The organism is Kushneria sinocarnis (assembly GCF_003633775.1).
Taxonomy (GTDB): Bacteria; Pseudomonadota; Gammaproteobacteria; order Pseudomonadales; family Halomonadaceae; genus Kushneria; species Kushneria sinocarnis.
The window spans coordinates 209921-236615 of record NZ_RBIN01000004.1 but is presented as its reverse complement, the minus strand read 5'-3'; the positions used below and the strand labels follow the sequence as shown (position 1 = coordinate 236615).

Annotated in this window: 25 protein-coding genes, 1 tRNA gene and 1 pseudogene; 17 read left to right on the top strand and 10 right to left on the bottom strand. The window is 65.2% G+C overall.

Annotated features, from left to right (window positions below; all coding sequences use genetic code 11):
• The first annotated feature begins 17 nt into the window (after positions 1 to 17).
• The 7 genes from C7446_RS07895 to C7446_RS07865 all read left to right on the top strand — a co-directional run bounded on the left by C7446_RS07895 (position 18) and on the right by C7446_RS07865 (position 7317).
• Positions 18 to 1172 carry an ATP-binding cassette domain-containing protein gene (locus C7446_RS07895; protein ID WP_211327898.1) on the top strand — a complete coding sequence of 385 codons (1155 nt, stop codon included), beginning with the start codon at positions 18 to 20 and terminating at the stop codon, positions 1170 to 1172.
• Positions 1169 to 1807, top strand: a complete 639-nt coding sequence (locus tag C7446_RS07890) for an ABC transporter permease (RefSeq protein ID WP_121172544.1) — start codon at positions 1169 to 1171, stop codon at positions 1805 to 1807. The genes C7446_RS07895 and C7446_RS07890 overlap by 4 nt, the downstream gene beginning before the upstream one ends.
• Positions 1804 to 2484, top strand: coding sequence for an ABC transporter permease (locus tag C7446_RS07885; protein ID WP_121172543.1), 681 nt, complete (start codon positions 1804 to 1806; stop codon positions 2482 to 2484). Before C7446_RS07890 ends, C7446_RS07885 begins: the two co-directional genes overlap by 4 nt.
• 71 nt (positions 2485 to 2555) lie before the next feature.
• Positions 2556 to 3524 carry an ABC transporter substrate-binding protein gene (locus C7446_RS07880; protein WP_121172542.1) on the top strand — a complete coding sequence of 323 codons (969 nt, stop codon included), beginning with the start codon at positions 2556 to 2558 and terminating at the stop codon, positions 3522 to 3524.
• Positions 3525 to 3778: 254 nt separating this feature from the next.
• Positions 3779 to 5245, top strand: a complete 1467-nt coding sequence (locus C7446_RS07875; RefSeq protein WP_121172541.1) for an NAD-dependent succinate-semialdehyde dehydrogenase — start codon at positions 3779 to 3781, stop codon at positions 5243 to 5245.
• Between the two features lie 111 nt (positions 5246 to 5356).
• The gene (eutB, locus tag C7446_RS07870; RefSeq protein ID WP_121172540.1) at positions 5357 to 6340 is read left to right on the top strand and encodes a hydroxyectoine utilization dehydratase EutB; all 984 of its coding nucleotides are present in this window, start codon (positions 5357 to 5359) and stop codon (positions 6338 to 6340) included.
• A gap of 29 nt (positions 6341 to 6369) precedes the next feature.
• A complete protein-coding gene (locus C7446_RS07865) occupies positions 6370 to 7317 on the top strand; it encodes a cyclodeaminase (protein ID WP_121172539.1) in 948 nt (315 codons plus the stop codon).
• Between the two features lie 58 nt (positions 7318 to 7375).
• Here C7446_RS07865 and C7446_RS07860 read toward each other — a convergent pair whose 3' ends face one another.
• From C7446_RS07860 to argC, 3 genes are all read right to left on the bottom strand, one after another.
• A complete protein-coding gene (locus tag C7446_RS07860; RefSeq protein WP_170150028.1) occupies positions 7376 to 8014 on the bottom strand; it encodes an SGNH/GDSL hydrolase family protein in 639 nt (212 codons plus the stop codon).
• On the bottom strand, positions 8011 to 9600 hold the full coding sequence (gene zwf / locus C7446_RS07855; RefSeq protein WP_121172537.1) for a glucose-6-phosphate dehydrogenase: 1590 nt from the start codon (positions 9598 to 9600) through the stop codon (positions 8011 to 8013). Before zwf ends, C7446_RS07860 begins: the two co-directional genes overlap by 4 nt.
• A 120-nt stretch (positions 9601 to 9720) precedes the next feature.
• A complete protein-coding gene (gene argC, locus C7446_RS07850; RefSeq protein ID WP_121172536.1) occupies positions 9721 to 10680 on the bottom strand; it encodes an N-acetyl-gamma-glutamyl-phosphate reductase in 960 nt (319 codons plus the stop codon).
• 257 nt (positions 10681 to 10937) lie between these two features.
• On the opposite strand from argC, the gene C7446_RS07845 reads away from it, so the two are divergent.
• The 3 genes from C7446_RS07845 (at position 10938) to C7446_RS07835 (ending at position 13339) form a co-directional block, all read left to right on the top strand.
• A complete protein-coding gene (locus C7446_RS07845; protein ID WP_121172535.1) occupies positions 10938 to 11708 on the top strand; it encodes an EAL domain-containing protein in 771 nt (256 codons plus the stop codon).
• A 119-nt stretch (positions 11709 to 11827) separates the two neighbouring features.
• The gene (locus C7446_RS07840; RefSeq protein WP_121172534.1) at positions 11828 to 12754 is read left to right on the top strand and encodes an alpha/beta hydrolase; all 927 of its coding nucleotides are present in this window, start codon (positions 11828 to 11830) and stop codon (positions 12752 to 12754) included.
• A 39-nt stretch (positions 12755 to 12793) separates the two neighbouring features.
• Positions 12794 to 13339, top strand: coding sequence for a copper resistance protein NlpE N-terminal domain-containing protein (locus C7446_RS07835; RefSeq protein ID WP_121172533.1), 546 nt, complete (start codon positions 12794 to 12796; stop codon positions 13337 to 13339).
• A 38-nt stretch (positions 13340 to 13377) separates the two neighbouring features.
• Here the strand turns inward: C7446_RS07835 and C7446_RS07830 are convergent, their stop codons facing one another.
• Both C7446_RS07830 and C7446_RS07825 read right to left on the bottom strand, forming a co-directional pair.
• The gene (locus C7446_RS07830) at positions 13378 to 13719 is read right to left on the bottom strand and encodes a 4a-hydroxytetrahydrobiopterin dehydratase (RefSeq protein WP_121172532.1); all 342 of its coding nucleotides are present in this window, start codon (positions 13717 to 13719) and stop codon (positions 13378 to 13380) included.
• Positions 13720 to 13856: 137 nt separating this feature from the next.
• Entirely contained in the window at positions 13857 to 14309 is a 453-nt protein-coding gene (locus C7446_RS07825) for a DUF7694 domain-containing protein (RefSeq protein ID WP_121172531.1), read from the bottom strand.
• Between the two features lie 274 nt (positions 14310 to 14583).
• Here C7446_RS07825 and C7446_RS07820 point away from each other — a divergent pair, with 274 nt between their 5' ends.
• Positions 14584 to 15018: a hypothetical protein gene (locus C7446_RS07820; protein ID WP_121172530.1), complete on the top strand. Its 435-nt coding sequence runs from the start codon at positions 14584 to 14586 to the stop codon at positions 15016 to 15018.
• Between the two features lie 500 nt (positions 15019 to 15518).
• Here the strand turns inward: C7446_RS07820 and C7446_RS07815 are convergent.
• The 3 genes from C7446_RS07815 to C7446_RS07805 all read right to left on the bottom strand — a co-directional run bounded on the left by C7446_RS07815 (position 15519) and on the right by C7446_RS07805 (position 17110).
• Positions 15519 to 15608, bottom strand: a tRNA-Ser gene (locus C7446_RS07815).
• A 103-nt stretch (positions 15609 to 15711) separates the two neighbouring features.
• The gene (locus C7446_RS07810) at positions 15712 to 16374 is read right to left on the bottom strand and encodes a DUF2076 domain-containing protein (RefSeq protein WP_121172529.1); all 663 of its coding nucleotides are present in this window, start codon (positions 16372 to 16374) and stop codon (positions 15712 to 15714) included.
• A gap of 55 nt (positions 16375 to 16429) precedes the next feature.
• Entirely contained in the window at positions 16430 to 17110 is a 681-nt protein-coding gene (locus C7446_RS07805; protein ID WP_121172528.1) for an HAD family hydrolase, read from the bottom strand.
• A gap of 125 nt (positions 17111 to 17235) precedes the next feature.
• Here C7446_RS07805 and kdgK point away from each other — a divergent pair, with 125 nt between their 5' ends.
• On the top strand, positions 17236 to 18168 hold the full coding sequence (kdgK, locus tag C7446_RS07800) for a 2-dehydro-3-deoxygluconokinase (protein WP_170150027.1): 933 nt from the start codon (positions 17236 to 17238) through the stop codon (positions 18166 to 18168).
• Positions 18169 to 18228: 60 nt separating this feature from the next.
• Here kdgK and C7446_RS07795 read toward each other — a convergent pair whose 3' ends face one another.
• Both C7446_RS07795 and C7446_RS07790 read right to left on the bottom strand, forming a co-directional pair.
• Positions 18229 to 19791 (bottom strand): sodium:solute symporter family transporter, encoded by a 1563-nt coding sequence (locus C7446_RS07795; RefSeq protein WP_121172527.1) that lies wholly within the window; start codon positions 19789 to 19791, stop codon positions 18229 to 18231.
• Positions 19792 to 19928: 137 nt separating this feature from the next.
• A complete protein-coding gene (locus C7446_RS07790; RefSeq protein WP_121172526.1) occupies positions 19929 to 20690 on the bottom strand; it encodes an FCD domain-containing protein in 762 nt (253 codons plus the stop codon).
• 199 nt (positions 20691 to 20889) lie between these two features.
• Here C7446_RS07790 and manD point away from each other — a divergent pair, with 199 nt between their 5' ends.
• The 5 genes and pseudogenes from manD (at position 20890) to C7446_RS07765 (ending at position 26692) form a co-directional block, all read left to right on the top strand.
• On the top strand, positions 20890 to 22101 hold the full coding sequence (gene manD / locus C7446_RS07785; protein WP_121172525.1) for a D-mannonate dehydratase ManD: 1212 nt from the start codon (positions 20890 to 20892) through the stop codon (positions 22099 to 22101).
• Positions 22102 to 22163: 62 nt separating this feature from the next.
• A complete protein-coding gene (locus C7446_RS07780) occupies positions 22164 to 23159 on the top strand; it encodes a TRAP transporter substrate-binding protein (RefSeq protein WP_121172524.1) in 996 nt (331 codons plus the stop codon).
• A gap of 72 nt (positions 23160 to 23231) precedes the next feature.
• Complete coding sequence (locus tag C7446_RS07775; RefSeq protein ID WP_121172523.1) at positions 23232 to 23798, top strand: TRAP transporter small permease; 567 nt, start codon at positions 23232 to 23234, stop codon at positions 23796 to 23798.
• 3 nt (positions 23799 to 23801) lie between these two features.
• Positions 23802 to 25089, top strand: a pseudogene (locus C7446_RS07770) (TRAP transporter large permease).
• A 94-nt stretch (positions 25090 to 25183) separates the two neighbouring features.
• On the top strand, positions 25184 to 26692 hold the full coding sequence (locus C7446_RS07765) for a mannitol dehydrogenase family protein (protein WP_121172522.1): 1509 nt from the start codon (positions 25184 to 25186) through the stop codon (positions 26690 to 26692).
• Positions 26693 to 26695 lie beyond the last annotated feature (3 nt).

The following is a 26695-nucleotide window of genomic DNA, read 5'->3' as shown; positions in this document are numbered from 1 at the left end:
CCGTAGAGGAATGCTCGTTGACGACTGCCGCCGCTCGCCAGCGTACTCAGCATGCTGCCCAGGACAGCCACGCCATTGTCTTTGACACGGTCTCCAAGCGTTATCCGGATGGCACTGTCGCCGTCGAGGCGCTGGATCTGACCCTGCCGGCCGGAGAACTGACCGTGCTGGTCGGCCCCTCGGGCTGTGGCAAGACCACCACCCTGCGCATGATCAATCGCCTCGAGACCCTCAGCAGCGGCTGCATCCGTATCGGTGACCGGGATGTCATGGAAAGCGATGCCACTCAGCTGCGGCGTCACATCGGCTATGTGATGCAGCACTCGGGGCTGTTTCCCCACCAGACCATCGCCGACAACATTGCCACCGTGCCGCGGCTGCTGAAGTGGCCGAAGTCACGCATTACCGCCCGGGTCGAGGAGCTGGTGGAACTGGTCGGCCTCGATGCCGGGCTGATCCGGCGCTATCCCCATCAGCTTTCGGGGGGACAGCAGCAGCGGGTCGGACTGGCCCGGGCGCTGGCCGCCGATCCGCCGATCCTGCTGATGGATGAGCCCTTCGCGGCGGTGGACCCCATCGTGCGCACCCATCTGCAGGATGAGCTGCTGCGGTTGCAGGCGCGCATGGGCAAGACCATCGTGCTGGTGACTCATGATATCGACGAGGCGATGAAACTGGGCGACCGGATCGCCATCTTCAATCAGAACGGCCGCATCGCCCAGTTCGACACTCCGACCCGGCTGCTGGCGGCTCCGGCCGATGAATTCGTGGTCGATTTCATCGGTGCCGATCGGGAACTGCGACGGCTGGCGCTGCAGCAGCTCGATCCCGAAGAGATCGACCCCGGCGTCCACGTGGCCGGCAGTGCGACCGTGGGGGATGCGCGCACCCGCCTGCAGCAGGCCGGCAGCAGCGGGGTGGTGGTGCTGGACGAGGCGCACCGGCCGCTCGGCTGGCTCGACTGGGAGCGCCTCAGGCAGGCCGATGGCCTCAGCCGGATCGAGCAGCTCGAGCTGACGCCCTGGCGCCACCGGCTGCACGAGCGTACCAACCTGCGCAGCGCCCTCAATGCCCTGATCAGTGCGCCGGGCGATGTCATGCCGGTGGTCGACGATGATGGCCGCTATCTGGGCGTGATCAGCCAGGTGCAGCTGACGAGACGACTGTCATGAATCCGGAGTGGATCGCCTCGCATACCGATGACATCCTGGCGGCACTGATTCAGCACGTGCAGCTGCTGGGGCTGTCGCTGCTGTTCGGACTGCTGATCGCCTTCCCGCTCGCGCTGCTGGCAATCCGCTGGCCGCGCCTGTACGCGCCGTCACTGGCGATCACCGGGGTCATGTTTTCGATTCCGTCGCTGGCGCTGTTCATCCTGCTGATGCCGCTGACCGGGCTGTCGATGGCCACCTCGCTGATCGGCCTGACGCTCTATACCCTGCTGATCCTGTTTCGCAACATCGTCGAGGGACTGCGCGGTGTCTCGCCGGTGGTGTGTGAAGCCGCCCGGGCACTGGGCTATTCGCGCGTGCGGCGGCTTTTGCAGGTGGAGCTGCCGATCGCTCTGCCGGTCATCATGGCCGGCATCCGGATCGCCGCGGTCACCGTGATCGGGCTGATCACGGTGACCGCCCTGATCGGCCAGGGCGGACTGGGCCAGCTCTTCATTACCGGCTTCACGCTGAGTTTCACCACCCCGCTGGTGGTCGGCTTCGTGCTGTCGGTACTGCTGGCGGTGGCGGTCGACCTGGCCCTGGTCGGTCTGCTCTGGTGGCTCACCCCCTGGCAGCGCGGGAGGACATCATGAACGACTCCCTTCCGGCCCTGCTGCAGGGGCTGATCGGCTGGCTGGCCGACCCGGCACACTGGCAGGGCAGCAACGGTGTCCTCGAACGCGGCCTCGAACACATCTTCTACATGATGGTCTCGACCCTGATCGGCGCCGCGATTGCCCTGCCCATCGGGATCGGGCTGGGGCACAGCGGTCGCGGCGGACTGCTGGCCATCAACCTGACCAACATCGGCCGCGCCGTCCCGTCGTTCGGCGTGATCATCTTCGTGTTCCTGCTGGTCGGCTACGGCGTCATTCCGGTGATCGTGGCGCTGGTGGCGCTGGCGATCCCGCCGATGGTGACCAACAGCTTTGTCGGCATGCGGGGGGTCGATCCGGCCATCCGCCAGGCGGCCACGGCAGTGGGCATGACCCCGTGGCAGCGGCTTTTGCAGGTCGAGCTGCCGATCGCCATGCCGCTGATCATGGCCGGGGTGCGGACTTCCGCGGTCCAGGTGATGTCGACGGCCACGCTGGCGGCCTATGTCGGGCTCGGCGGCCTGGGGCGCTATCTGATCGATGGTCTGGCGGTGCGCGATCTGGTGCAGGTGCTGGTGGGGGCGGTGCTGGTGGCGATCCTGGCGGTGGCCACCGAACTGCTGTTTGCCGGGCTGCAGCGACTGGTCACGGCCCGGGGTTTGCGTCACGATTGAACGCGAATCGGCAGGAATGAACCCGGTTTGCGAACGGCGGTCATGCAGTCAACGAGCAAGGGAAAAACGCAATGCGAACAGGTCAAACGGCAGGCATCCGGCTGCTGCGGGGGCTGGGCCTCGGCACGCTGCTCATGGCAGTTCTGGCAGGCTGCTCCGGCGGAGATGACGAGCCGCAGCAACAGACGCAGGGAGAGCAGGGCAGCGGTGGTGGGCCCACCGTGACCATCGGCTCGACCAATTTCTCCGAACAGCTGATCCTGGCCAACATCTATGCTGATGTACTGCAGGACCGCGGGGTGAACGTCAATACCCGCCTCAATCTGGGGTCGCGTGAAGTGGTCTTTCCGGCCCTGCAGAACGGCGAGGTGGACGTGCTGCCGGAGTACACCGGCGCGGTACTGGCCTATCTCGATCGGCAGGGGCAGTACAGCGATGCCAGACACAGTGACGAGGTCGGTGCCGCGCTCGACAAGGCGTTGCCCGATACCCTGACGGCACTGGAGTATTCTCCCGCCCAGGACCGGGATGTGCTGGTGGTGACCGGTGATACGGCCTCGAAGTACAACCTGCAGACGATCGGCGATCTTGCTCCGGTAGCCGGCGAGATGACGCTGGGCGGGCCGCCCGAGACCCGCACCCGTGACGCCGGCATGCCCGGGCTCAAGCGGGTCTATGACGTGGCGTTCGGCAATTTCCGCTCGCTCGATGCCGGTGGCCCGCTGACCCGCGGAGCGCTCGCCAATGGCGACATCGACGTGGCGCGGATGTTCTCCTCGCAGGGGGCCATTGAACAGAACGACTGGGTGATCCTGGAGGATGACCGGGACCTAGTGCCGGCCCAGAATGTCGTGCCGATCGTGCGTGAAGAGGCGCTGACCCCGGAGATCCGAAAGGCACTCAATGAGGTTTCCGCGCGCCTGACCACCGAAGAGCTGCAGGCCATGAACCGTCAGGTCGAGGTCGACAAGGCGGACCCGGCCAGCGTGGCGCAGCAGTGGTTCGATGATCACTTCCATGCCGAGGCCAACGACCGGTAGCCGTCGGGCTTCGGATGGCGGCCCTCCCTGCGGCGTTGCCGATCCCCGGCAGCGCCGTTTTCGTCTCGGGCGCCGGCCAGCGCCTCGCGCCATGCCCCATCATGAGCCGAAAAAATGCCAGGTTGCACCGCGCTGCAGGAAAAAAAGGGCATCCGCAGCACGCCAGGTTCGAAAAGAAATCGTGGCGTTGATGCGCCATCCTTGAGGCAGAGAGTCATTCGGTCATCAGGCAATCTGCCTCCGGGAGGGTAATCATGCAGCTCAATGATCCGCGTCTGTTTCGTCAGCTGGCCTACGTGGGCGGCAAGTGGACTGCCGGCCACCAGGGCAGCGACGAGCCGGTGCTTGATCCCGCCAACGGCGAGGTGATCGGCCACTGCACGCTGCTGGAGTCGGAACAGATCACCGAGGCCGTGACGGCGGCGGATAACGCCTTCGCCGGCTGGCGGGCGATGACGGTCGATCAGCGGGCCGGCTGTCTGAACGAGTGGTATCGCCTGCTGCACGAGCACAAGGAGGATCTCGCGCAGCTGATGACGCTCGAGCAGGGCAAGCCGCTCGGTGATGCGCGCGGCGAGGTCGATTACGGTGCCAGCTTCATCCAGTGGTTTGCCGAGGAGGCGCGCCGCGCCTATGGCACGACCATTCCGAGCCACATCCCCAATGCGGCGCTGGGCACCATCAAGGAGCCGGTGGGGGTGTCGGTGATGTTCACGCCATGGAACTTTCCGCTGGCAATGATTACCCGCAAGGCGGGGGCGGCGCTGGCGGCCGGCTGCCCGGTGATCGTCAAGCCGGCCAACGAGACGCCGTTCTCGGCGCTGGCGCTGGCCGAACTGGCCGAGCGCGCCGGCATTCCCGCCGGGATCTTCAACGTGGTCACCGGTGAACCGGCGACCGTCTCCGAGATTCTCTGCAACGACACCCGCATCCGCTCGATCTCGCTGACCGGCTCGACCCGGGTCGGCAAGCTGCTGCTGCGCCAGAGCGCTTCCAGCGTCAAGCGGACCTCGCTCGAACTGGGCGGCAATGCCCCCTTCATCGTCTGCGATGATGTCGATATCGACGAGGCGGCGGCCCATGCCGTGGCGGCCAAGTTCCAGACGGCCGGGCAGGACTGTCTCGCCGCCAACCGGATCTTTGTTCACCGGCGCATCCATGACCGGTTCCTCGAACGCTTTGCAGCGCACATGAAGGCGCTCAAGGTGGGCAACGGGATGATGGAGGTCGACATCGGCCCGCTGATTCACAAGCGTGCCGTGGATACCGCCAACGAGCTGGTCGAGGATGCGCTGGACAAGGGCGCCCGGCTGATCGCCGGCGATCAGTCCATGGCGCCGGGGGCCAACTTCTTCATGCCGACCCTGGTGGCCGACGTCATCCCCGACATGCGGGTCTTTCGCGAGGAGAACTTCTCGCCGGTCGCCGGCGTCTGCCTCTTCGATGATGACGATGAGGTGATCCGCTCCGCCAACGATACCGAATACGGCCTGGCGGCCTATGTCTACAGCAACGATGTGCGCCGGATCTGGAAGATGATGCGCGGACTCGACTATGGCATGGTCAGCGTCAATACCATGAAGATGACCGGTGCCCCGATTCCGTTCGGCGGCATCAAGCAGTCCGGCCTGGGCCGGGAGGGCGGCCATGCCGGTCTCGAGGAGTATCTGGATACCAAGTACTACTGTCTGGGCAACATGCCCGGGTGCAGCGGCAGCTGACGCTGCCGGCGCAAGGGGGTATCCGGGCCCCGCGGTGGCACGGGCCATCGCGGGGCTCCGCGCCGTTGTCCTGCCCGTGGCCATCCGATCTGACACCGTTCGGGGAGTCTCATGTCGCGGTCCGAACCCGTTTCCCTTCACGATATCTATCTCGCCCGTGCCCGGATTGCCGGTCAGGCCGCGCGAACGCCGCTGATCCGTTCGCAGTCGCTGTCGGCGCGCTTCGAGGCCGAGGTGTATCTCAAGCTCGAGACGCTGCAGCCCACCGGTGCCTTCAAGCTGCGCGGGGCGCTCAACTGCATCGCGTCGCTCGATCAGGCCCAGCTGGGGCGTGGCGTCACTACCGCCTCGACCGGCAATCACGGCCGGGCCGTGGCCTGGGCGGCGGCCCGGCTGGGCGCCAGGGCGATCATCTGCGTTTCCGAGCTGGTACCGCCCAACAAGGTCGCGGCGATCGAGGCCCTGGGAGCCGAGGCGCGCGTGATCGGGCGCTCCCAGGACGATGCCTTCGTCGAGGCGAGGCGCCTGGTGGACGAGGAGGGCATGGCCCTGATCGAGCCGTTCGACGACCCCCTGATCACGGCCGGCCAGGGCACCATCGGGCTGGAGCTGATGGAGGATCTGCCCGAGCTGGATCAGGTGCTGATCGGCCTCTCCGGCGGCGGCCTGCTGGGGGGCATCGGCCGGGCGGTCCGGGGGATCAACCCCGGCGTGCAGGTCAACGGCATCAGCATGATGGCCGGGGCGGCGATGATCGAGAGTCTGGCGGTCGGGCATCCGGTGGCCGTCGAGGAGCAGGAGAGTCTGGCGGATTCGCTGGGGGGCGGCATCGGGCTCGACAACCGGGTGACCTTTGCGCTGGTCCGCGAGGTCATGGACCGCCACTTTCAGGTGTCCGAATCGGCCATTGCCCGGGCCATGGTGCACTTTTTCGAACAGGAGAAGATGCTGGTGGAGGGCGCGGCGGCGGTCGGCGTGGCGGCGCTCGACGAGCACCAGCTCGATATTCGCGGCCAGCGGGTGGCGCTGATCGTTTCCGGCAACGGCATCGATGCCGAGACCTTCATGCGTGCCCGTGCCATGGTCGCCGGCTGACATTTTTCGTCGAACAGCAGGGAGGCAGTGTGGAACTCTACAATCGCGAACAGATCAGCGCTGTGGTACGGCTCGATCAGGACGCCCTGGCAGCGGTCGAGGCCGGTTTCCGGGCGCTCGGGGAGGGCAGTGTGGTCCAGCCCCCGATCCTGTCGATGCCGATCGAAGAGTCCAACGGTGAGGTCGATGTCAAGACGGCGCATATCCGTGGCAACGACAGTTTCGCCATCAAGGTCAGTCCCGGGTTCTTCGACAACCCGAAGCTGGGGCTGCCCAGCCTCAACGGCCTGATGATCGTCTTCTCGGCGAAGACCGGACTGGTCGAGGCCGTGCTGTTCGATGAGGGGTATCTGACCGATGTGCGTACCGCACTGGCGGGTGCCATTGCCGCGAAGCATCTCGCCAGGCCCGACAGTCGCCGCGTCACCGTGCTGGGGGCCGGCGTTCAGGCCGAGCTGCAGGTTGCAGCACTGCAGCTGGTGCGTGACATCGACACCCTCGATGTCTGGGCGCGGGATCGTGACAGGGCACAGGGCTACGCCGAGCGCATGCGACGCGACTACGGCCTGAACGTCAATGTGCACGACGATATCGCTGCGGCCTGTCGTGATGCCGACATCATCGTGACCACCACGCCGGCGAAACAGCCGATCCTGGATGGTGCCCATCTGCCCAATGGCGTTCATGTGACCGCCATGGGCTCGGACAGCCCTGACAAGCGCGAGCTGGATAGCTCGGTGATGGAGCGGGCCGATGCCTTCGTCGCCGATACCCGCGCCCAGAGCGAGCACAACGGCGAGCTCAAGGCCTATGCCGGCCATGCCCCGCCCTTCGAAATCTTCGAGCTGGGCCGGGTGATCGCCTCCGATCAGGGGCCGCGCACCTCGCCCGATCAGATCACCGTTTGTGACCTGACCGGTACCGGGGTTCAGGATACCGCCATCGCCGGCCTTGCCCTGAGCCGGCTGAAGGGCTGAAACAGTACCTGACCGATCGGGCGATGGCCCCGGCGCTGCCGGGGTCATCGCTGCGGCCTCAGGCTCCCTCCCTGATCCACCGGGCTACCGCCTCGCCCAGCCGGCGATGCATGCCGGCCTCCCAGTGGATACCGTCCACCGGACTGGAAGTGATGAACTCCTCGGCGTCCAGCAGGCTGACGTGATGACGCTCGGCTTCGGCGACAAAGGGCGCCTGCCAGTGACGGGATTTCTCCACGGCACCGGCAAACAGCTCCCCGAACAGGGGCGAGGGCAGCACCGGCGGCGGTATGACCAGCAGCACCTGCGGCGGCTCATCCGCGGGGCCTGACCCCTCGCGCTGAACGCACTCGATCAGGGCACCGGCGCCGGCGGCAATCTGCCCGGGGGTGCGGGCAAAGGGCGCCTTGAGATCATTGGTGCCCAGCGCCAGCACCACCCGGTCCAGCGGGGCATGGCGCTTCAGTCGGCCGGGCAGGCGGGCCAGCCCGTTGAGCCGGCGCCCCTCGACGGGATCGTCGAGGGTCGTGGTGCGACTCGGCAGTCCTTCTTCAATCACCTGCCACTGCGAGCCCAGACAGTCTGCCAGTACGCCCGGCCAGCGGGTGGCGGCATCGAAGCGGGCGGTATCGTCCGCCCGCTGCATGGGGACGCTGCCGAAGGTATTGGAGTCCCCGAAGCAGAGCAGCCGTCTCACTTGCGCCGCTGGCCGCCGGGGACCGGCGCCTTGCCGGGGCCGGTAACTTCGCCGACCTTGTGCCATTCGCGGCCATCGCGCCGGAGCAGCTCGTGAGCACTCTCGGGACCATCCTCGCCGGCCGCGTAGCCGTCAACGCTGTCATCCTCTTCCCAGGCGTCGAGGAAGGGCTGCACGGCACGCCAGCCGTTCTCGATGGTATCGACCCGCTGGAACAGCATCTGATCGCCGGTCAGGCAGTCGTAGATCAGTGTCTCGTAGCCGGTGGTGGCCGGCAGGTCGTAGAAGTCCTTGTAGGCAAAGCCCATCTTGATGGTATCCATGTCCAGCGTCGGTCCGGGGCGCTTGGCCTGGAAGTCGAACCAGAGCCCCTCGTTGGGCTGGATCTGGATCACCAGATAGTTGGAGCCGATGTGCTCCACTTCGGTATTGGCGGTGTTGCGAAACTGGGCGTAGGGCGCCGGCTTGAAGCAGATGGTGATCTCGGTATCACGGGCACTCATGCGCTTGCCGGTACGCAGATAGAAGGGCACCCCGGCCCAGCGCCAGTTGTCGACCATGACCTTCATGCCGGCATAGGTCTCGGTGTTGCTGTTCTCGTCGACCCCGGACTCCTCGCGATAGCCGGGCACGTTCTCGTCCTTGATGCGGCCGGCCCGGTACTGACCGCGTACCGAATTCTCGCGGGCTTCCTCCTTCGACCAGGGGCGGATCGCGCCCAGCACCTTGGCCTTCTCGCTGCGCAGGGCATCGGCGGTGAAGGCGGCCAGCGGTTCGATGGCGACCATCGCCAGCAGCTGAAAGAGATGATTGGGCACCATGTCGCGCAGGGCGCCATTCTGATCATAGAACCCGGCACGCTGTTCGACGCCGACCGTCTCGGCAGCCGTGATCTGGATGTGATCGATGTAGTGATTGTTCCAGAAGGGCTCGAACAGCACGTTGGCGAAGCGGGCCACCAGGATGTTCTGCACGGTCTCCTTGCCCAGGAAGTGGTCGATGCGATAGATCTGTTCTTCCTGCATCACGGAGAGCAGGCGGGCGTTGAGCTCGCGGGCCGATTCCAGGTCACGGCCGAAGGGCTTTTCGATCACGAGCCGGCGATAGTAATCGCTGCCTTCCTCCAGAAGCCCGGCCTGCCCCAGGTTCTCTGCTACCTCGGCGAAGAAGCGGGGTGCCGTGGCCAGATAGAAGAGTGCACTGTTGCCGTCGCGCTGCTCGATGTATTCACCGATCCGCTGGAAGGTCCCGGCCTCGGTGAAATCGCCCTGCATGTAGTGCAATCGCTGCGAGAAATCACGCCAGTGCTCCTCATCCAGCGCGTTGCCGCCGCCCTCGGCTTCGCGATCCGCGGCCTTGGCAGCGATGAAGTCGGTCAGGCCTTCCCGGAAGCTGGCGTCATCACCCTCGCTGATGTCGACACCGACGATCTTCATGTTCGGGTCCAGCAGCCCATCCCGGTCAAGGTTGTAAAGGGAGGGGATCAGCAGCCGCTTGGCCAGATCGCCGCTGGCGCCGAACAGGAACATGATGGTGTTGTCGGCCGCCGGAGCGGATGCGTAATGCCGGGTGTCATCCTGTGCCATGACGCTCGCCTTGTGGTCGCAATGAATATCGGTGTTTTTACCGCTGCTGACCACAGCGTAATGCACTTTGCGCAGATGACGAGCGTTCGATGCCCTCCGGCGGCCAGTTCGAGTGGCGAATCAGCCGCTGCCGCGGGTCAGCCCGGTGGCTTCATCGAGGCCGAGATGCAGGTTCATGTTCTGCACGGCAGCGCCGGCCGCCCCCTTGCCGAGGTTGTCCATGCGCAGGGTCAGCGAGAGCCGTTCGGCGCCGCCGAAGACGAACAGATCGGCCCGGTTGGTATCATTGCAGCCCTGCACATCAAAGAAGCCGCGGTCGAGATTGTGCTCGTCATCATCCAGCGCCATGACCTGCATGAACGGCTCGTCCGCGTAGCGCCGACGATAGATGTCGTGGATCGCCCGAGCGCTTGCGCCGGGCGCCAGATCGGCAACGTGCAGCGGAATGGTGACGGCCAGGCCCTTGAGAAAGGGGCCGACCACCGGATTGAACACCGGATCGCGCGCCACTCCACCATGCAGGCGCATCTCCGGCAGGTGCTTGTGTGACATGCCCAGGGCATAGGGGCGGGGGCTTGCGAGCTGCTCGCCGATGCCGGCCTCGTACTCGGCAATCAGCCGCTTGCCGCCGCCGCTGTAGCCGGTCAGTGAAAAGGCCGAGAGCGGATAGTCCGGGGGCAGCACGCCGGCATCGATCAGGGGCCGTACCAGCAGGATGAAGGCGCTGGCGTGACAACCGACGTTGGCAATCCGCTTGCCGGTGCGGATGTGATCGCGCTGTTCGGGCGCCAGCTCCGGCAACCCGTAGACCCAGTCGGGGTCGGTGCGAAAGGCGGTACTGGCATCGATGATGCAGGTGCCGGGATTGTCGACCAGGCTCGCGGCCTCGCGCGAGGCATCATCCGGCAGGCAGAGAAAGGCCACGTCGGCGCTGTTGAGCAGGCGGGCGCGTTCATCGCGGTCACGGCGACGCTCGCTGTCGATACGCAGCAGTTCGATATCGCTGCGCCCGGTCAGATAGTCGATCAGCCGGAGCCCGGTGGTGCCTTCCTGTCCATCCACATAGACCCGAAACGCCATGCTTGCCTCGCTTTCGATGAATTGCCGGTCGTGTCGTCATTGTGACGTCATTGGCCGGTGGATGCCATGACGGGGGCACCGCTGGCCGGCGTGGCCGAGCCGTTACCGGCATGGCGGCGCAGTGCGGGGCCGGAAAGCGATGGCACGGAATACCGCGGCGGACTAACGTCATGAGTAAACCGGCCGTTATTGAACTGATGGGCGGCTCGATGCGAACGCCGTCCGCGTTGATCCAGTAGCCCACGAGAGTCACCACGATGACCAATTGTGCCCGGGTAGCGGGTCACTGCAAGCGCTGTGATATCGAACTGCCCTTTGCCTTTACCATGGCCTTTCAGCCGATTGTCGACGTGCAGGAAAAACGCATTCTGGCCTACGAAGCGCTGGTGCGTGGTCCGCAGGGAGAGTCGGCGTGGAGCATCCTCTCCCGGGTGGATGACCGGCTGCTCTATCGTTTCGATCAGGCCTGCCGGGTGCGTGCCATCGAGCTGGCCAGCGAACTCGGCATGCCGGTCGATCTGTCGATCAACTTTCTGCCCAATGCCGTCTATGAGCCGAGTGCCTGCATCCAGAACACCCTGGCCACCGCCAGGCGGCTGAACTGGGACATCGGGCGGCTCAACTTCGAGATTACCGAGACCGAACGGATTCGTGATCGCGGGCATTTGCGCCACATCGTCGATGCCTATCGGGAGATGGGGTTTCACACCTCGCTCGATGACTTCGGCAGTGGCCATGCCAATCTCGATCTGCTGGTCGAGCTGACGCCGGATACGCTCAAGCTCGATCTCCAGCTGGTGCGTGACATTGATCGTGATCCGCGTCGTCAGGCGCTGGTACGAGCCACCATCGGGCTGGCCGGTGAGCTCGGCATCGGACTGGTGGCCGAGGGCGTCGAGACGGTCGAGGAGGCCCGCTGGCTGCGCAGTCACGGCATCATGCGCCAGCAGGGCTACTTCTTCGCCCGGCCAATGCTGACTGCGCTGGCCGGCTGTCCCGACGAATGCTTCGCGGCACTGGACGATTGAGCGCCGTGGCCTGATTGCTCCGGATCGGATGTCTTTCCCGTTGCGCTCGTCTATCCTGGGGGCAGGACGGCGGGCCTCGGCCCGGCCGATATCATCGGATTCGCAGGCGGGAACAGGGCATGTCGCTGGATTCTCAGGCACTCCGGGTACTGGAATGCATGGCGCGGATGAGCGCCCATCTGCCATCGCAGCCTACCGCGGCGCAGTTGCGGCTTTTGCAGCATGAGCGGACTCGCGCCTTTGCCGGTTCGCCCCGGGAGATGGCCGGGATCGAGGATCTGACGCTCGATGGTGTAGGCATCCGGCTGTATGTGCCGCATGGCGCTGCTGACGTTTCTCCGCTGCTGATCTACTGTCACGGCGGCGGTTTCGTGACCGGGGATCTGGATACCCACGATGTGGCCTGTCGTCATCTGGCCGATGAGGGGCATGTGCGTGTGGCGGCAGTCGATTATCGCCGGGCCCCGGAGCATCCGTTTCCGGCAGCGCTGGAGGATGGCCTGAGTGCCCTGAGGGCGCTGCATCGCGATGCCGCGGCGTACGGCGTCGATCCGGCGCGGATCATTGTCGGTGGTGACAGTGCCGGCGGCAGTCTGGCGGCGGTGATGGCGCAGCAGCTGCGTGATCGCCCCGGACCACAGCTCGCCGGTCAGCTGCTGTTCTACCCCTGTACCCGGGGCGACGTGGCCGCCGATTCGCCCTCCCGGCGCCAGCATGCCGAAGGCCATGGGCTGACCCTGGCGGGGATGCGCTGGTACATGGCGGCCTATGCTGCTGACCACGATCCGCGCGATGTGCGCATTTCACCCTTCTACGATGCCGATCCCGGCGGACTGCCGCCGACCTTTCTGGCCACCGCCGAACACGACCTGCTGCGCGACGAGGGCGAGGTCTTCGGCTGGCGGCTCTCCCGGCACGGCGTGCTGGTGACCCAGCGATGTTATCCCGGCACCATCCATGCCTGTATCTGCATGGATGGTGTGCTCGAGCGCGGTCGGCAGATGCTCGATGATGCCGCATGCTGGCTGCGTACCTTTACCCACTGACGTTGCCTCGTCACCGTCATTCATTGCAAGGAGAGTGCCATGAGATTCCAACGCGGGGCGATTGCGGTCAGCGGACTCTGCGCCACGCTGCTGCTGGGGGCCTGTGCCGGCACCGCTTCTGCACCCGAGCAGCAGGTCAGTGAAGCGCCGGTGTCGCTGACGGTATCGGATTCATGGCGCGGCGTGCTGCCGTGCCTGGACTGTCAGGGGCTTGATACCCGGCTGACGCTGCTGCGTTCCGGCGTCACCGGCCTGCCGGCCGGCTATGTCATCGATCAGAAGCGACTCGATGCCACCTCGCAGGCTCCGGCCACGAGCCGCACCGGTGACTGGACGATCGAAAAGGGCAGTCTGACCGATCCGTCGGCGACCATCTTCCGACTGGAGCCGGATATGCCCAGTGCCTCGTGCATGGCCTTCCAGCTGCTCGACCGCGGCGCCCTGCGCCAGCTTGATTGCCGTGGCGCGCCGCTGAACGTCTCACGCGAGCCGATCCTCCAGCCGGTGCAGCCGCCTTCCGCCAGTGCTGCCGCTCGCGATACCGCAGGCTCATCACAGGCCGCAGCGAAGAAGGCCACGCCCTGAGGCGTGGCCGAGCCTGCCCTGGCAGCCACCGGCAGCCTTCATGCGGAGAAGAGCTCGTCGGTACGTGCTGCCATGATGAAGTCGTTGCGATGCAGGCCGCGGATCTTGTGGGTCCACCAGGTGACGGTCACCCGGCCCCATTCGGTCAGCAGTGCCGGGTGGTGGCCGGCCTGCTCGGCCAGTTCGCCGGCACGCCGGGTGAAATCGAGGGCCTGGCGAAAGTTGTCGAAGGTGTAGACCCGCTCCAGTTTCTGAATGCCGCCACGCTCGACCAGCTGCCACTCGGGTATGGCAGGCTTGAGCTCGTTGATCTCGTCGACACCGACGCGGGGCGCGTCGCTGCGGCAGGCTTCGCACTGCTGATGTGCCAGTTCGCTCATCTCACCCTCCCGTCCGGGATCGGACGCTGTCGCTCGTTTCCGTCAGCGTGGCAGTTTCGGGCGACGGGTCAACGCATCATGAGTCGAAGTGCCGCTCCCTTGCGCTTGTGCGGGTGCGAAGAGCGAAAGGGCACGGATCAGGCCGCCTGCTCGTGAAGTGACTGCCACGATTCGGCCACCTGCGGTCGGCGCTGATAGAGCCAGAGATGGCGAACATGCGAGCCCTCGCCCAGGGGGCTCGGCGGAAACACCTCGACCGCCCAGCGATCGGTGAAACCGCAGGCATTCCTGACGGCTTCCAGCTCGTCATGAGTGATATGACCGTACCAGCGTCCATTGCGCTTTTCGGTACGATGCACGGTCAGGCGTTCAACCCCGGGTTCCTCCTCCTCGAACAGCTGCACCATGAAGTTTCGACTCGACCAGCCCCGCAGGCAGCCATGCTCCGAGGGGTCGGGCCATTCGGACTCCGGCAGTTCCAGCAGGGTATCTTCCATGTAGTGTCCGCTGCGGGCCGAAACCTTCGCGGCGCCCAGCATGAAGAGCCCGGCAAGCACGGCAAGCACGAGATAGAGCAGCAGATAGGTCATAACAGTCACCCGGCTGGAGCTGAATAAGCAGATGTGTATCTTTATGTATCATGAAGTTTTGGCAGGTTTCAAATCTGCCCGGGGCAGGGCAGTGCAACTTTCGAAGGAGCGCAAGTCTGATTCAGGCCGTTCGGGGACGCATGCCCCGGTCTGCCGGGAGCGGAGCGGCGCGCGCCCGCCGAAAGGGTGTATCGCCGCTGGCACCACACCGCCCGAGATGTAACGAGCGGTGAAAATATGTTTAAGTAGCGTCCCGCCAATATGGAACTCAGCGATGACCCCTTTCGAGCAGTACAGGACGTTCCTGCTTAACGAGCATGATCCCGCCGTGGAATCGCTGCGCGATCTCACCCTGGCGCTTCACAACAGTCACGCCTATCAGTGGCGGGCCCGCGACCTGAGCGACTATGACAGCAACCATCTAGAGGTTGCCTGGCAGCTGATGGCATCGTTTCAGCGCCATGGGGATGAAGATCCGAGCTTTCGGGAGATCGCTGCCGAAATCGTGGTTCAGCGCCGCCGGGCACTGGAACAGGCCATTGCCACCGTGAAGCAGGATGCGGTACGGGTACGCGAAGCGATTGCCACACTCTCGGCGCAGGCGGAGAAGCATGACGGCAATGAGCTGCTGGCTGAACGCAATCGTGAACTGCTCGAGCTGGAAACCGAGCTCGGCATCATGAACGAGCGGCTGGAAAAGCTGGTGTGAAGGGCGGGTGTGAGAGGGCAGGGGCGACAGGCCCCTGCCGTGCTGCAACCATCCTCCGCCGGTCGGGGCCGACGGCAGGCGGTTATCTGTCGCGCTGCTGTTGCCGGCGCCGGTCACTGATGCGCATGCCCAGCAGGGCGAGCATCGAGAGGGTCAGCAATAGCAGAGAGGGGGCCATTCGCCAGAGAAAATCCGCCATGAGTGTTATCGCCTGCTTACCGGATTACCGAAGAGATAATTATAGTTACATTGCAGTGACATTCCAGTACGCTACCGGAAATTTTCTCCGCCTGTGACGGGCGCATGCTGCGTCCGTGTCCGCTGATGCATTTAGCGGCTGATGACGGGCATGACGAACGGGAAGTTGGCAGGGGCAAGAGGGCTGCCCGGGCGTTGCGAGATCCGGAAAGTGCCGCGCTCGGCAGCAGTGCCCGCCATGCCTGCGGCCGGACACGAGACATGAAAAAACCGGCTGTTGAAGCCGGTTTTCTGCAATGCAGTGGCGGAGAGGGAGGGATTCGAACCCTCGGCGGGCGTGAACCCGCTCCGGTTTTCGAGACCGGTGCCTTCGACCACTCGACCACCTCTCCGAGCGGCGCATATATTAGGGGGTTCGACGGGCCGCTGTCTACCCCCGTTTAGCGTTGCAATGACCTTTCTTGCTGCCAGCGGGAGCGATTCCGGTGCTGGCGGTCAGAGCTCATCGAAGCCATCGTCATCAAGCCCCGGCAGCCCGTCGAAGCCGGTATCCGTGAAGCCGGCTGCGTCGTCCGGGTCATCGGCGGCTTCCGGGTCATTGCCGCCGGCCGCGGCACCGGCATGCTCGGCAGCCGGATCGTCGAGCACCCCGGCCATCTCTTCCGGCTGATGATGACCGAACATGTCCATCAGCAGGTTGCCCAGCATGACACCCCCGGCCACACCGGCAGCGGTCTGCAGGGCACCGCCGAGGAAGCCGCCGCCACGACCGCTCATGCCGGAGCCGACGCCGCGCCCGCTCTGACCGGGTTCGGCGCGGGCGCCCCAGCCCGGCTGTGAAGCCGGTGCTCCCGTGGGGTGCTGTGTGGCGCGCCCTTCGGATTTCCCGCCGGCGCCGAACAGTCCGGCCAGGAAGCCGCCGCTGGAGCGCTGCTCGCGATTTTCCTGCTCCAGCTGCTCGACCCGGGACTGCAACCGCTTGAGGGCGGCTTCCTGCATCAGGATGGTCTGCGCCATGTAGTAGGGCGCTGCCGGCTGCTGCCGGACATGTTCCGCGATGCGCTGCTCGGCATCGGTATCCCGCTCGCCGGTATGCGTTTCGGCACTTTTCAGCCGGGCGAACAGATCATCAATCAGACGCTGCTCTTCGGATGCCATGGCCGGTCTCTCCTTCTGTTGCCGGGTTCGGAACGGGAAAGGCGTGCCTTCCCGATCATTGGACCATGGAAGCGATCCGGCGTTGCAGCTGTTCGATGATGCCCGGCAGCTCCTCGAAGCGCCTGATCTGCCAGGCGCCCTGCGGGGTCGATTCGCGTTCGCTGAAGCGATTGATGTGCACGACATGCATGCCCGCGGCCAGGCCGGCCTCGACGCCGACCGGTGCATCGTCGATGACGACACACTGCTCCGGCGCAAAGCCCATCGCCTCGCCGGCGTGATGATAAAGACCGGGGTCGGGCTTCCAGGTACCGATCTCGTAGGCGGAAAACAGCCGATCACCGAAGAACCTGCCGAGACCGCTGGTCTCCATGGAGAGCCTGATCTTGCGCAGCGGCCCGTTGGAGGCCACGCAGCAGGCCTGATCGAGCTCCGCCAGCGTCTCCTCGACGCCCTCGATGGGCTCCAGCGAGGCGCGCATGTTCTCTTCCAGCCGCTGGCGCATGCTCTCTTCGGTAGTATCCCGAAGTTCATCGGTAATCTTCACGCCATGCTCTTCTTCCATGGCGGCCACGATTCTGGCGTACTGGATACCGCGGAACTCTTCCATGTAACGACGTGCCTCAAAGGGGAGGCCGGCGCCGGTGAGCGAGTGCTCCAGAGCTTCGGCCAGCAGCGGTTCACTGTCTACCAGGGTGCCGTCGCAGTCGAAGATCAGACAGAGGTCAGAGGCCATGGGCGCTCCTTGTGGCCGGTACGTTAAGGATGGACGAGGTGACAGCCGTGCTGTTCGCCCGACATCATGAATCCATTAGACAGGATAGCGTCCACGGGACGCCGCGGGAATTGCAGGAGTACGCATTGAACCAGTCCATGGCACTGATCGGCGAATGCATGATCGAGCTCCACGGTCGTCCCGAGAGTGAGCTCAAACAGGGCTTTGCCGGCGATACCTTCAACACGGCGGTCTATTTTGCGCGTCTCACCCGGGAGAGGGCGTGGCAGGTCGAGTATGTCTCGGCGGTCGGCAGCGATGCCTTCAGCGAGGCGATGCTGGCGCGCTGGACACGCGAAGGGGTCGGGCATGCGCTGACGGCCCGGCTGGCGAATCGTCTGCCCGGGCTCTACGTGATCGAGACCGATGACGAGGGCGAGCGGCACTTTCACTACTGGCGCAGCGAAGCCGCCGCGCGGCACATGTTCGATGACGAGGCCGAAGGGGAGCGCCGGCTGGAGCAGCTGGCAGGGTTCGATACCCTCTATCTCAGCGGGATCACGCTGGCGATCCTGACCGCTAGCGGCCGTGAACGTCTGCTCGAGGCGCTCGCCCGGGCACGGCTGCATGGCACCCGGGTGGTGTTCGACAACAACTATCGCCCGCAGCTCTGGGGGGATCCGGCAACGGCCCGGCAGCACTATCGGGCGCTGCTCGAACATGTCGATCTGGCGCTGGTGACCTTCGAGGACGATCGGGCGCTGTACGGTTTCGACAGCGTCGATGCGCTGCTGGCGCACTACGCCGAGATCGGCATCGAGGAGGTCGTCATCAAGCGGGGCGCGCAGAGCTGCATCGTCATGACGGCGCAGGGCCGCGAGGAGATTGCCGGCGAAACCGTCGAGCAGGTGGTGGATACCACCGCCGCCGGTGATGCCTTCAGCGCCGGGTACCTGGCCTGTCGGCTGCAGGGCGGCAGCAGCACCGAGGCGGCACGTCAGGGGCATCGGCTGGCGGCCACGGTCATCCGGCATCGGGGCGCCATCATCGACGCAGGCGAGATGCCGGTCATGACGTAGCCGCCGTCGAGGCGGCCCTCCTCGCACTGCCCGCCGTCGGCAGCGGGGCTGACCGTTTCGTCAGCTCAGCAGCCGGGGCAGGGCGAGGCTGACCGCGATGATCAGCACGAAGAAAATGCCCAGCACCGTGATGGAGGGCATGTGCAGATCGAGCACCGGTTGAATCCTTTCGGAGCGCTGCGGGGTGCTGCGCAGCAGGCTGGCGACACCGGCCACGGCCAGCGTGACCAGAGCGCCGATCGGATTCCACCAGAACCAGAACAGCCCGGGAACGGCCAGCCAGAGCAGTACATTGACCGCCACACCGGCAAGCAGGCCGCAGTTGGCGCCGAAGCCGTTGATGCGCGGAAGCATGATGGCGGCAATGAAGGTAGCCAGAATCGGCCCGAAGAAGACCGAGCCGATCTTGTTGATCGCTTCGATGATGGTCGGCGCGATGTTGCCGGTAAAGAAGGCCAGCGCAATGCAGAGTACCCCCCAGAACAGCGAGGCCAGCTTCGAATAGCGCATGTACTGTGCATCGGAGAGGTGTCGATGGCGTGCCAGCAGATCCTCGACGGACGCCGCGGAGAGCGAGTTGATCGCCGAGCTGACCGATGACATCGCCGCCGAGAAGATGGCCACGATCATCAGGCCGGTCAGCCCCGCCGGCAGATGGTCACGAATGAACAGCGGTACCAGCAGATCGGGGTTGTCGGCCGGGATCAGACGACCGAAGTCGGCATGTGTGGCGGCGAAGGTGCCCAGTACCAGCCCCATCAGGCAGTAGCAGAGGGTCACCGGGAAGCGCAGCAGACCGTTGGCCAGCAGGGTCCTGCGCACCGTGCGGGGATCGCGCGCCGACAGCAGTCGCTGCGCCTGGCTCTGGTCGGTGCCGTAGTAGGAGACATAGAGAAACAGTCCACCGATGACCATCGGCCAGAAACCGAAGCCGCTGTCGCTGCCGACACCCCAGTCCCCGAAATCGATGGTGGTCAGCCGCTGCTGATCGACCTGCTGGAGGAACGCCTGCCAGCCGCCCAGCAGGGAGAGCCCCGCGATCAGACAGACGAACAGCCCGATCACCAGCAGCAGCATCTGGATCATGTCGCCGTAGACCACCGCCTTCATGCCGCCCTGATAGCAGTAGATCAGGGTGACCGCGCCGATCACCAGAATGGTCAGCCACAGCGGAAAGCCGAGTGCGTAGGTCAGGATCAGGGCCACGGCATAGATCATCACGCTGGTGGCGAAGGCACGCGAGAACTGGAATACCAGACTCAGCAGCACTCGGGTGCCGGGACCGAAGCGGCGTTCCAGATAGGCATAGATGCTGACTACACCGGCCTGATACAGGGTGGGGAAGAAACAGGCAATCAGAAAGATCATTGCCAGCGGTACGGCAAACTCGTAGGTCAGCCAGATCAGGCCGCCGCCCTGCTTGAGACCGACGAATGCCGGTGCCGAGATGAAGCTGGCCGAGGAGAGCTGGGTGGCTGCCGCCGACAGCGCCAGCGGAAACCAGCCGAAGCCGCGCCCGCCCAGAAAGTACTGTTCACCGCTGGCGTGACTCTGCAGCCGATAGCCCAGCAGCAAAAAGCCGCTCAGATAGATCGCGATCACACCATAATCAAGCCACGTCATGCCCGCTCCTTCTGGTTGTTGTGCGGGTGGCCGGTCATGCGGACCGGCCGTTGCCGGGAGCGGCAAGCACTACAGCCCTGCCACGCTCCTGTCCCTACCGTGTTGTGCTGATGTAATGTCGTTTATCGAAGCATGTTTCACTGCTGATTGAAAAGATAACCATCGAAGCGGGGGTCATCGGTATCGGACAGGGTCATCAGCGTGGCCTTGACGTTTTCCAGGTGGTGCCACATCGCCTGATGGGCGCCCTCGCCATCGCGCTTGCGCAGCCGGGCCAGGATGGCGTCGTGGTCGGTCAGCCAGTTCTCCCGGTAGGAGAAGTCGAGAATGCGGCTGTGCAGCTGCTGCCACATGGCGCTGCGATGGCGCTGATCCCAGAGCCGGGTGGCCATTTCGTGCAGCAGCGTGTTCTGGCTCGCCTCCGCGATGCCCAGATGAAAGGCGCGATCGGCGGCATCGGCTCCGGCATGCGGCAGTTCGCGGGGATGATGAGCGCTCAGCGCGTCTCGCTCGTCATCGAGCAGCTGCTGCAGTCGGCGCAGATCCGAGCGGGGAATCAGCTGTGCTGCACTGGCGGCAATGGCACTCTCCACCACCTGGCGGGCGTTGAGCAGCTCGAAGGGGCCGATGTCACCATCCGGAAAAGGCTCGGATTCAGGATGAGCGGTGTCGGTTGGCCGGTTCTCCTCCCGGTGGCGTACATAGGTCCCCGAGCCCTTGCGTACACTGACCCGACCGGCCAGCTCCAGCATGATGAAGGCTTCGCGAACCACGGTGCGGCTGACGCCGAAGCGTTCGGCATAGTCGCGTTCGGTCGGCAGTCGGTCGCCGGGTGACAGGGCACCGGCGTTGATGTCGGCTTCGATCATGCGACCGATGTGCTGATACTGGCGTGTCATGCGCGTGTCTCGAACCGGTATGCCAATTGCGGACTTCCTCTCCCGTGTCATTGCCCGAAAGGGGAGCGATGATCCCCATGATACCCGATCAGCACGGACGGTTTTCAGCATCGCTGCGGTAGACCAATGTCTATTTGGTATGCCAATCATGGCGTGATTCATTGGGCCCATTCGCACACCGATCACGACGGATACTGCCATGCGCATCACTCATGCCCGCGTCATCGTCTGCTGCCCCGGGCGCAATCTGGTGACCCTGAAGCTCGAAACCGACCAGGGGCTTTACGGCATCGGCGATGCCACCCTCAACGGTCGGGAACAGGCGGTGGTGGCCTATCTCGAGGAGCACGTGGTGCCGGCGCTGATCGGGCGCGATGCGCACGGTATCGAGGATATCTGGCAGTTCCTCTACCGCGGCGCCTACTGGCGGCGCGGGCCGGTCACCATGAGCGCCATCGGCGCCGTCGACATGGCGCTGTGGGATCTCAAGGCCAAGGCGGCCGGCATGCCGCTCTATCAGCTGCTCGGCGGCAAGAGTCGCGACCGGGTGATGGTCTACGGTCACGCCACCGGACATGACATCGACGGCTGTCTGGAGGAAGTGGCGCGTCACGTCGAGCAGGGCTATCGCGCGGTGCGGGTCCAGTGCGGCATTCCCGGGATGGCCACCACCTACGGCGTGGCCAAGAGGGCCGGCGAGCGCTATGAACCGGCCGATGCCGATCTGCCGGCCGAGCATGTCTGGGATACGGCGAAGTATCTCAACTTCGTGCCGAAGCTGTTCGAGGCGGTGCGCGAGCGTTTCGGTGACGAGCTGCACCTGCTGCATGACGTCCATCACCGGCTGACGCCGATCGAGGCGGCGCGGCTGGGCAAGCTCGCCGAGCCCTATCATCTGTTCTGGCTGGAGGATTGTGTGCCGGCCGAGAATCAGGAGGCCTTCCGGCTGATTCGCCAGCACACCACCACGCCGCTGGCGGTTGGCGAGGTATTCAACTCGATCCACGACTGCCGCGAGCTGATCGAATCGCAGTCGATCGACTACATCCGCGCCACCCTGACCCATGCCGGCGGCATCAGCCATGTGCGCCGCATCGCGGCGCTGGCCGAGCTCTATCACGTACGCACCGGCTTTCACGGTCCCACCGATCTTTCGCCGGTCTGCCTGGGGGCAGCGCTGCATTTCGACAGCTGGGTGCCCAATTTCGGCATTCAGGAGTACATGCCGCACAGCGAGGAGACCGAGGCGGTCTTCCCGCATGCCTATCGCTTCGCGGATGGCCACTTCACGCCGGGCGACGCCCCCGGTCACGGAGTGGATATCGACGAGGATCTGGCAGCGAAGTACCCCTACAAACGCGCCAGCCTGCCGGTCAATCGGCTCGAGGATGGCACGTTGTGGCACTGGTAGCCGTCACTGACGGGGCCGGGCAAGCCCCATCCTGACGCCATTTCACGATACAGGAGCGCATCATGTTCATTTCCCGTTTCATGGGCAGAACGCTGGCGGCCGGAGCGCTGGCAGCGGCCACGCTGCTGGGCGCCGGGATGGCGCAGGCCGCGCCGGAGTACACCCTCAAGTTCGGCCACCTGGCCAGCGAGAACCATATCTGGAACAAGGCGGCGATGAAGTTCAAGTCGCTGGTCGAGCAGAATTCGGATGGGCGCATCGCGGTCAGGGTCTACCCCAACGAGCAGCTCGGCAGCGAGATGGAGGTGATCAACTCCATCCAGCTGGGCACCGCCGACATGACCATTACCGGCGAGAGCCTGCAGAACTGGGCGCCGCTGGCCGCGCTGATGGCCGTGCCCTACCTGTTCGATTCCAGCGAGCAGATGCGCCGGGCCATCGAGGGGCCGGCCGGCGAGCAGATCAAAGAGCAGGTGATCGATCAGACCGGACTGCTGCCGATCGCCTGGTTCGAGCGCGGCCCGCGGGAGCTGACCTCCAATCGCCCGATCCGCCAGCCCTCCGATCTCGAGGGGCTCAAGCTGCGCGTGCCCAACGTGCCGCTGTTCGTCAAGACCTGGCAGGCGCTCGGTGCGCGGCCGACGCCGATGGCCTTCAGCGAAGTCTTCACCTCGCTGCAGCAGGGCACCATCGATGCCCAGGAGAACCCGCTGTCGCTGATCGAAAGCGCCAGCTTCAACGAGGTGCAGCAGTACGTGAACATGACCGACCACGTGCGCAGCTGGATCTACGTGGTCATCGGCCAGCAGAAGTTCAATCAGCTGCCCGATGAGCTGCAGCAGGTGGTGATGAATGCCGCCGAGCAGATGCAGCGCTACGAGCACGAGCTGTTCGTCGAGGATCAGCAGCGTCTGAAGCAGGCCCTGCAGGACAAGGGCATGGAGTTCATCGAGGTCGATCAGCAGGCCTTTGCCGAGCAGGCCCGCCCGGCCGTGCGCGAGGCGCTCTCTGAGGCGCAGCTTGAGCTCTACGAGAAGATCCGGCAACGGCAGCAGTAAGCTAAGCGACGTATCGTCCACGGCGGCGTTCCGCACCGGGATGCCGCCACGCCATGAGGTCGAGCGAGTGACATGACGGATACCGGGCACGATGTTGAACCAACAGGCGATGAGGGTGCGCAGGTTCCCGCGCTGGGGGGACTGGCCGGTCGGCTGATGCGCGGACTGGATCGCCTGCTGGCACTGCTCTCGGCGCTTTCGCTGCTGGGCATCGTGGTGGTGGTCGTGCCGCAGATCGTCTCGCGACTGATGCTGCCGATCACGCTGTCGTGGACCGAGGAGCTGTCGCGCTATCTGTTCATCTGGATGGTGGCGCTGAGTGCCGGCCTGATCCTGCGCCGCCGCCGCCATATCACGCTCGAGCTGTTTCAGCATCGCCTGGGGCGACGCGGTCGGGCGCTCCATCAGGGCGTGGTCTGCCTGGTGCTGGGCGGCTTTTCGCTGATCGCGCTGTCGCCTGCCTGGCGGTTTGCCGGGGTCGGTGCCTTCCAGACCTCGCCGACCCTGGGCATACCGATGATCTGGATCTTCGTGTCGATGACCATGCTGCTGGCGCTGGTGCTCTTCTACAGCGTGATCGGCCTGCTTGAGGCCGTGCTGGCGATGCGCGGCCCCCGTCGCACCAACAGGGAGGCGTAGGCCATGGAAGTGCTGGTCCTGTTCGCGGTCTTTACCGTACTGCTGCTGGTCGGCATTCCGATTGCCTTTGCGCTCGGCCTGGCCTCGATGAGCTATCTGCTGCTGGCCGGCATTCCGCTGACCATCGTGCCGCAGAAGCTCTACGGTGGTATCGACTCCTTCGTGCTGCTGTGCATCCCCGGCTTCGTGCTGGCCGGCAACCTGATGAATACCGGCAACATCACCGAACAGATCATCCGTTTCTCCAATGCCCTGCTGGGACATATCCGGGGCGGGCTGGGCTTTGCCAACGTCGGCGGCTCGATGCTCTTCGGCGGCATTTCCGGGACCGCGGTGGCGGATGCCGCCAGCATCGGCTCGGTGATGATTCCCGGCATGTCGCGCGCCGGCTACGACAAGCCCTTTGCCGCGGCAGTGACGGCGGCGTCCGCCACCGTGGCTCCGATCATCCCGCCCAGCGTACCGATGATCATCGTCGGCTCGCTCTCCGGCATTTCGGTCGGGCGGATGTTTCTCGCCGGCGCCGTGCCCGGCATCCTGCTGGGGCTGGCGATGATGGCCACGGTCTATCTGATTGCCGTGCGCCGGCGCTATCCGAAGGAGCAGCGGGCCTCGCTGAAGACCCTGCTGCGCGAGGGGCGCAGCGCCTTCTGGGCACTGCTGATGACCTTCATCATCCTCTACGGCATCATCGGGGGGCTGTTCACGCCCACCGAAGCCTCGGTGGTCGCCAGCCTCTATGCGCTGGTGGTGGGCCTGTTCATCTACAGGGGGGCTGACACTGCGCAACCTGCCGGGGCTGCTGGTGGAAACGGTACTGACCTCCGGGGCGCTGCTGCTGCTGGTGGGGCTGGCCAACCTGTTCGGCTGGATCCTGACCAGCGAGCAGATTCCGCAGATGCTGGCCGACGGCATTCTCGGCATCAGCGACAACCCCATCGTGGTCATCCTGATGCTCAACCTGATCCTGCTGGTGGTGGGCACCTTCATGGAGACCATCGCGGCACTGATCATTCTCTTTCCGGCACTGCTGGCAGTCGCGACCGGCGTGGGCATGGATCCGATCCACTTCGGCATCATGGCGGTACTCAACCTGATGATCGGACTGACCACGCCGCCGGTGGGGGTCTGCCTGTTCGTGGTAGCAGGCATCGGCAACCTGCAGGTCACCCGGGTGGCCCGGGCCATCGTGCCGTTTCTGATCTGCAATCTCTGTGTGCTGGGGCTGGTAGCCTATGTGCCGGCACTGTCGCTGTGGCTGCCGGAGCTGATCATGGGGTCGGCTTCCTGAAACGCGGCAGGCCAGCGGTGAGCATGCCCGACAGACCCATCATGTCCGCCTGTGCGGAGCCCATACCGGCGATTCCCGAGCGGGAGCAGAAGTCATGACAAGCATCGAACATTGCGCTGCCGGGGCAGTGCCCGAAGCCATCGGTATCGTGCATCTGGGACTGGGCGCCTTTCACCGCGCCCATCAGGCGGTCTACCTGCAGCACTGTATTGAGGCCGGTCAGCGTGACTGGGGCATATGCAGCGTCAATCTGCGCAGCGGCCACGAACGGGTGACCACCCTGCGGGCGCAGCAGGGTCGCTACCACGTGGCGGAGTACCGTGATCGCGAGCATGTCACGCTGCGCGAGATCACGGCGATCCGGGGGGCGCTGTTCATCGGTCGTGGTGCCGGTGAAGTGGTCTCGGATGATCTGTCCGAGCTGCTGAGCCGGCTGGCCATGCCTGCCACCCGGATCGTGACCCTGACGGTCACCGAAAAGGGCTACTGCCTGAATCCCGCCAGCGGCCGGCTGCGTTTCGATGATCCAGCCATTGCCGCGGATCTCGACACCCCCGAGCGGCCGCGCAGTGCTCCGGGCTTGCTGGTCGAGGGGCTGCGCCGCCGGCGCGAAGCCGGCGCGATGCCCTTCACCGTGCTCAGCTGCGACAATATGCCGACCAACGGCCGGCGGGTACGTTCGGCGGTGCTCGAGCTGGCGCAGCGGCTGGATGCCCGGCGCGGCGACGATCTGGCCGGCTGGATCGCCCGCGAGGTGGCCTTCCCCTCGAGCATGGTCGACCGGATCGTGCCGGCGATGGATGCGCGGGCGCATCGCGAGCTGGCAGCCCTCGGCGTCGAGGATCCGGCTGGCGTGGTCTGCGAGGCCTTCTCGCAGTGGGTGATCGAGGATGACTTTCCCGCCGGCCGGCCGGACTGGGCGGCATTCGGGGTGGAAATGGTGGCGGATGTCACGCCGTTTGAAACCATGAAGCTGCGCATGCTCAACGGCAGTCACTCGCTGCTCGCCTATGCGGGGGTGCTGGCGGGGTTCGAGACGGTCAGCGAGGCGGTCGCCGACCCGGCCATGGCCACGCTGCTTGACCGCTACATGCACGATGAGGCTGCCCCCACGCTGACCCTGCCGGACGGGGTCGATCCGCTGACCTACGGCCAGCGGCTGCTGGCCCGCTTCGGCAATGACAGCCTCCACCACCGGCTGCAGCAGATTGCCATGGACGGCTCCCAGAAGCTGCCCCAGCGCTGGCTGCATGGCGCGCAGATACAATTGGCCGGCGAACAGCCGCGCATCGCGGCGGTGGCGCTCGGCGTGGCGGCCTGGATCCGCTATACCGCCGGTCATGACGGGCACGGGGCGAGCTTCGAGGTCAGCGATCCGCTGGCGGACACCCTGCAGCAGCTGCATCGCCGACACGGCTCGAACGAGACCCTGGTGACCGCCATGCTGGGGGTGACGGATATCTTTCCTGCCGAGCTGGCCGCCGATCGGCGCTTTCACGAGGCGGTGGTCGCCGCGCTTGACAGGATTGATGGTGACGGCATGACAGCCGCATTGCAGCATGTCGTCGAGCATGAATGGAGCGGGCAGGGCAACGGGAGCTGAAGC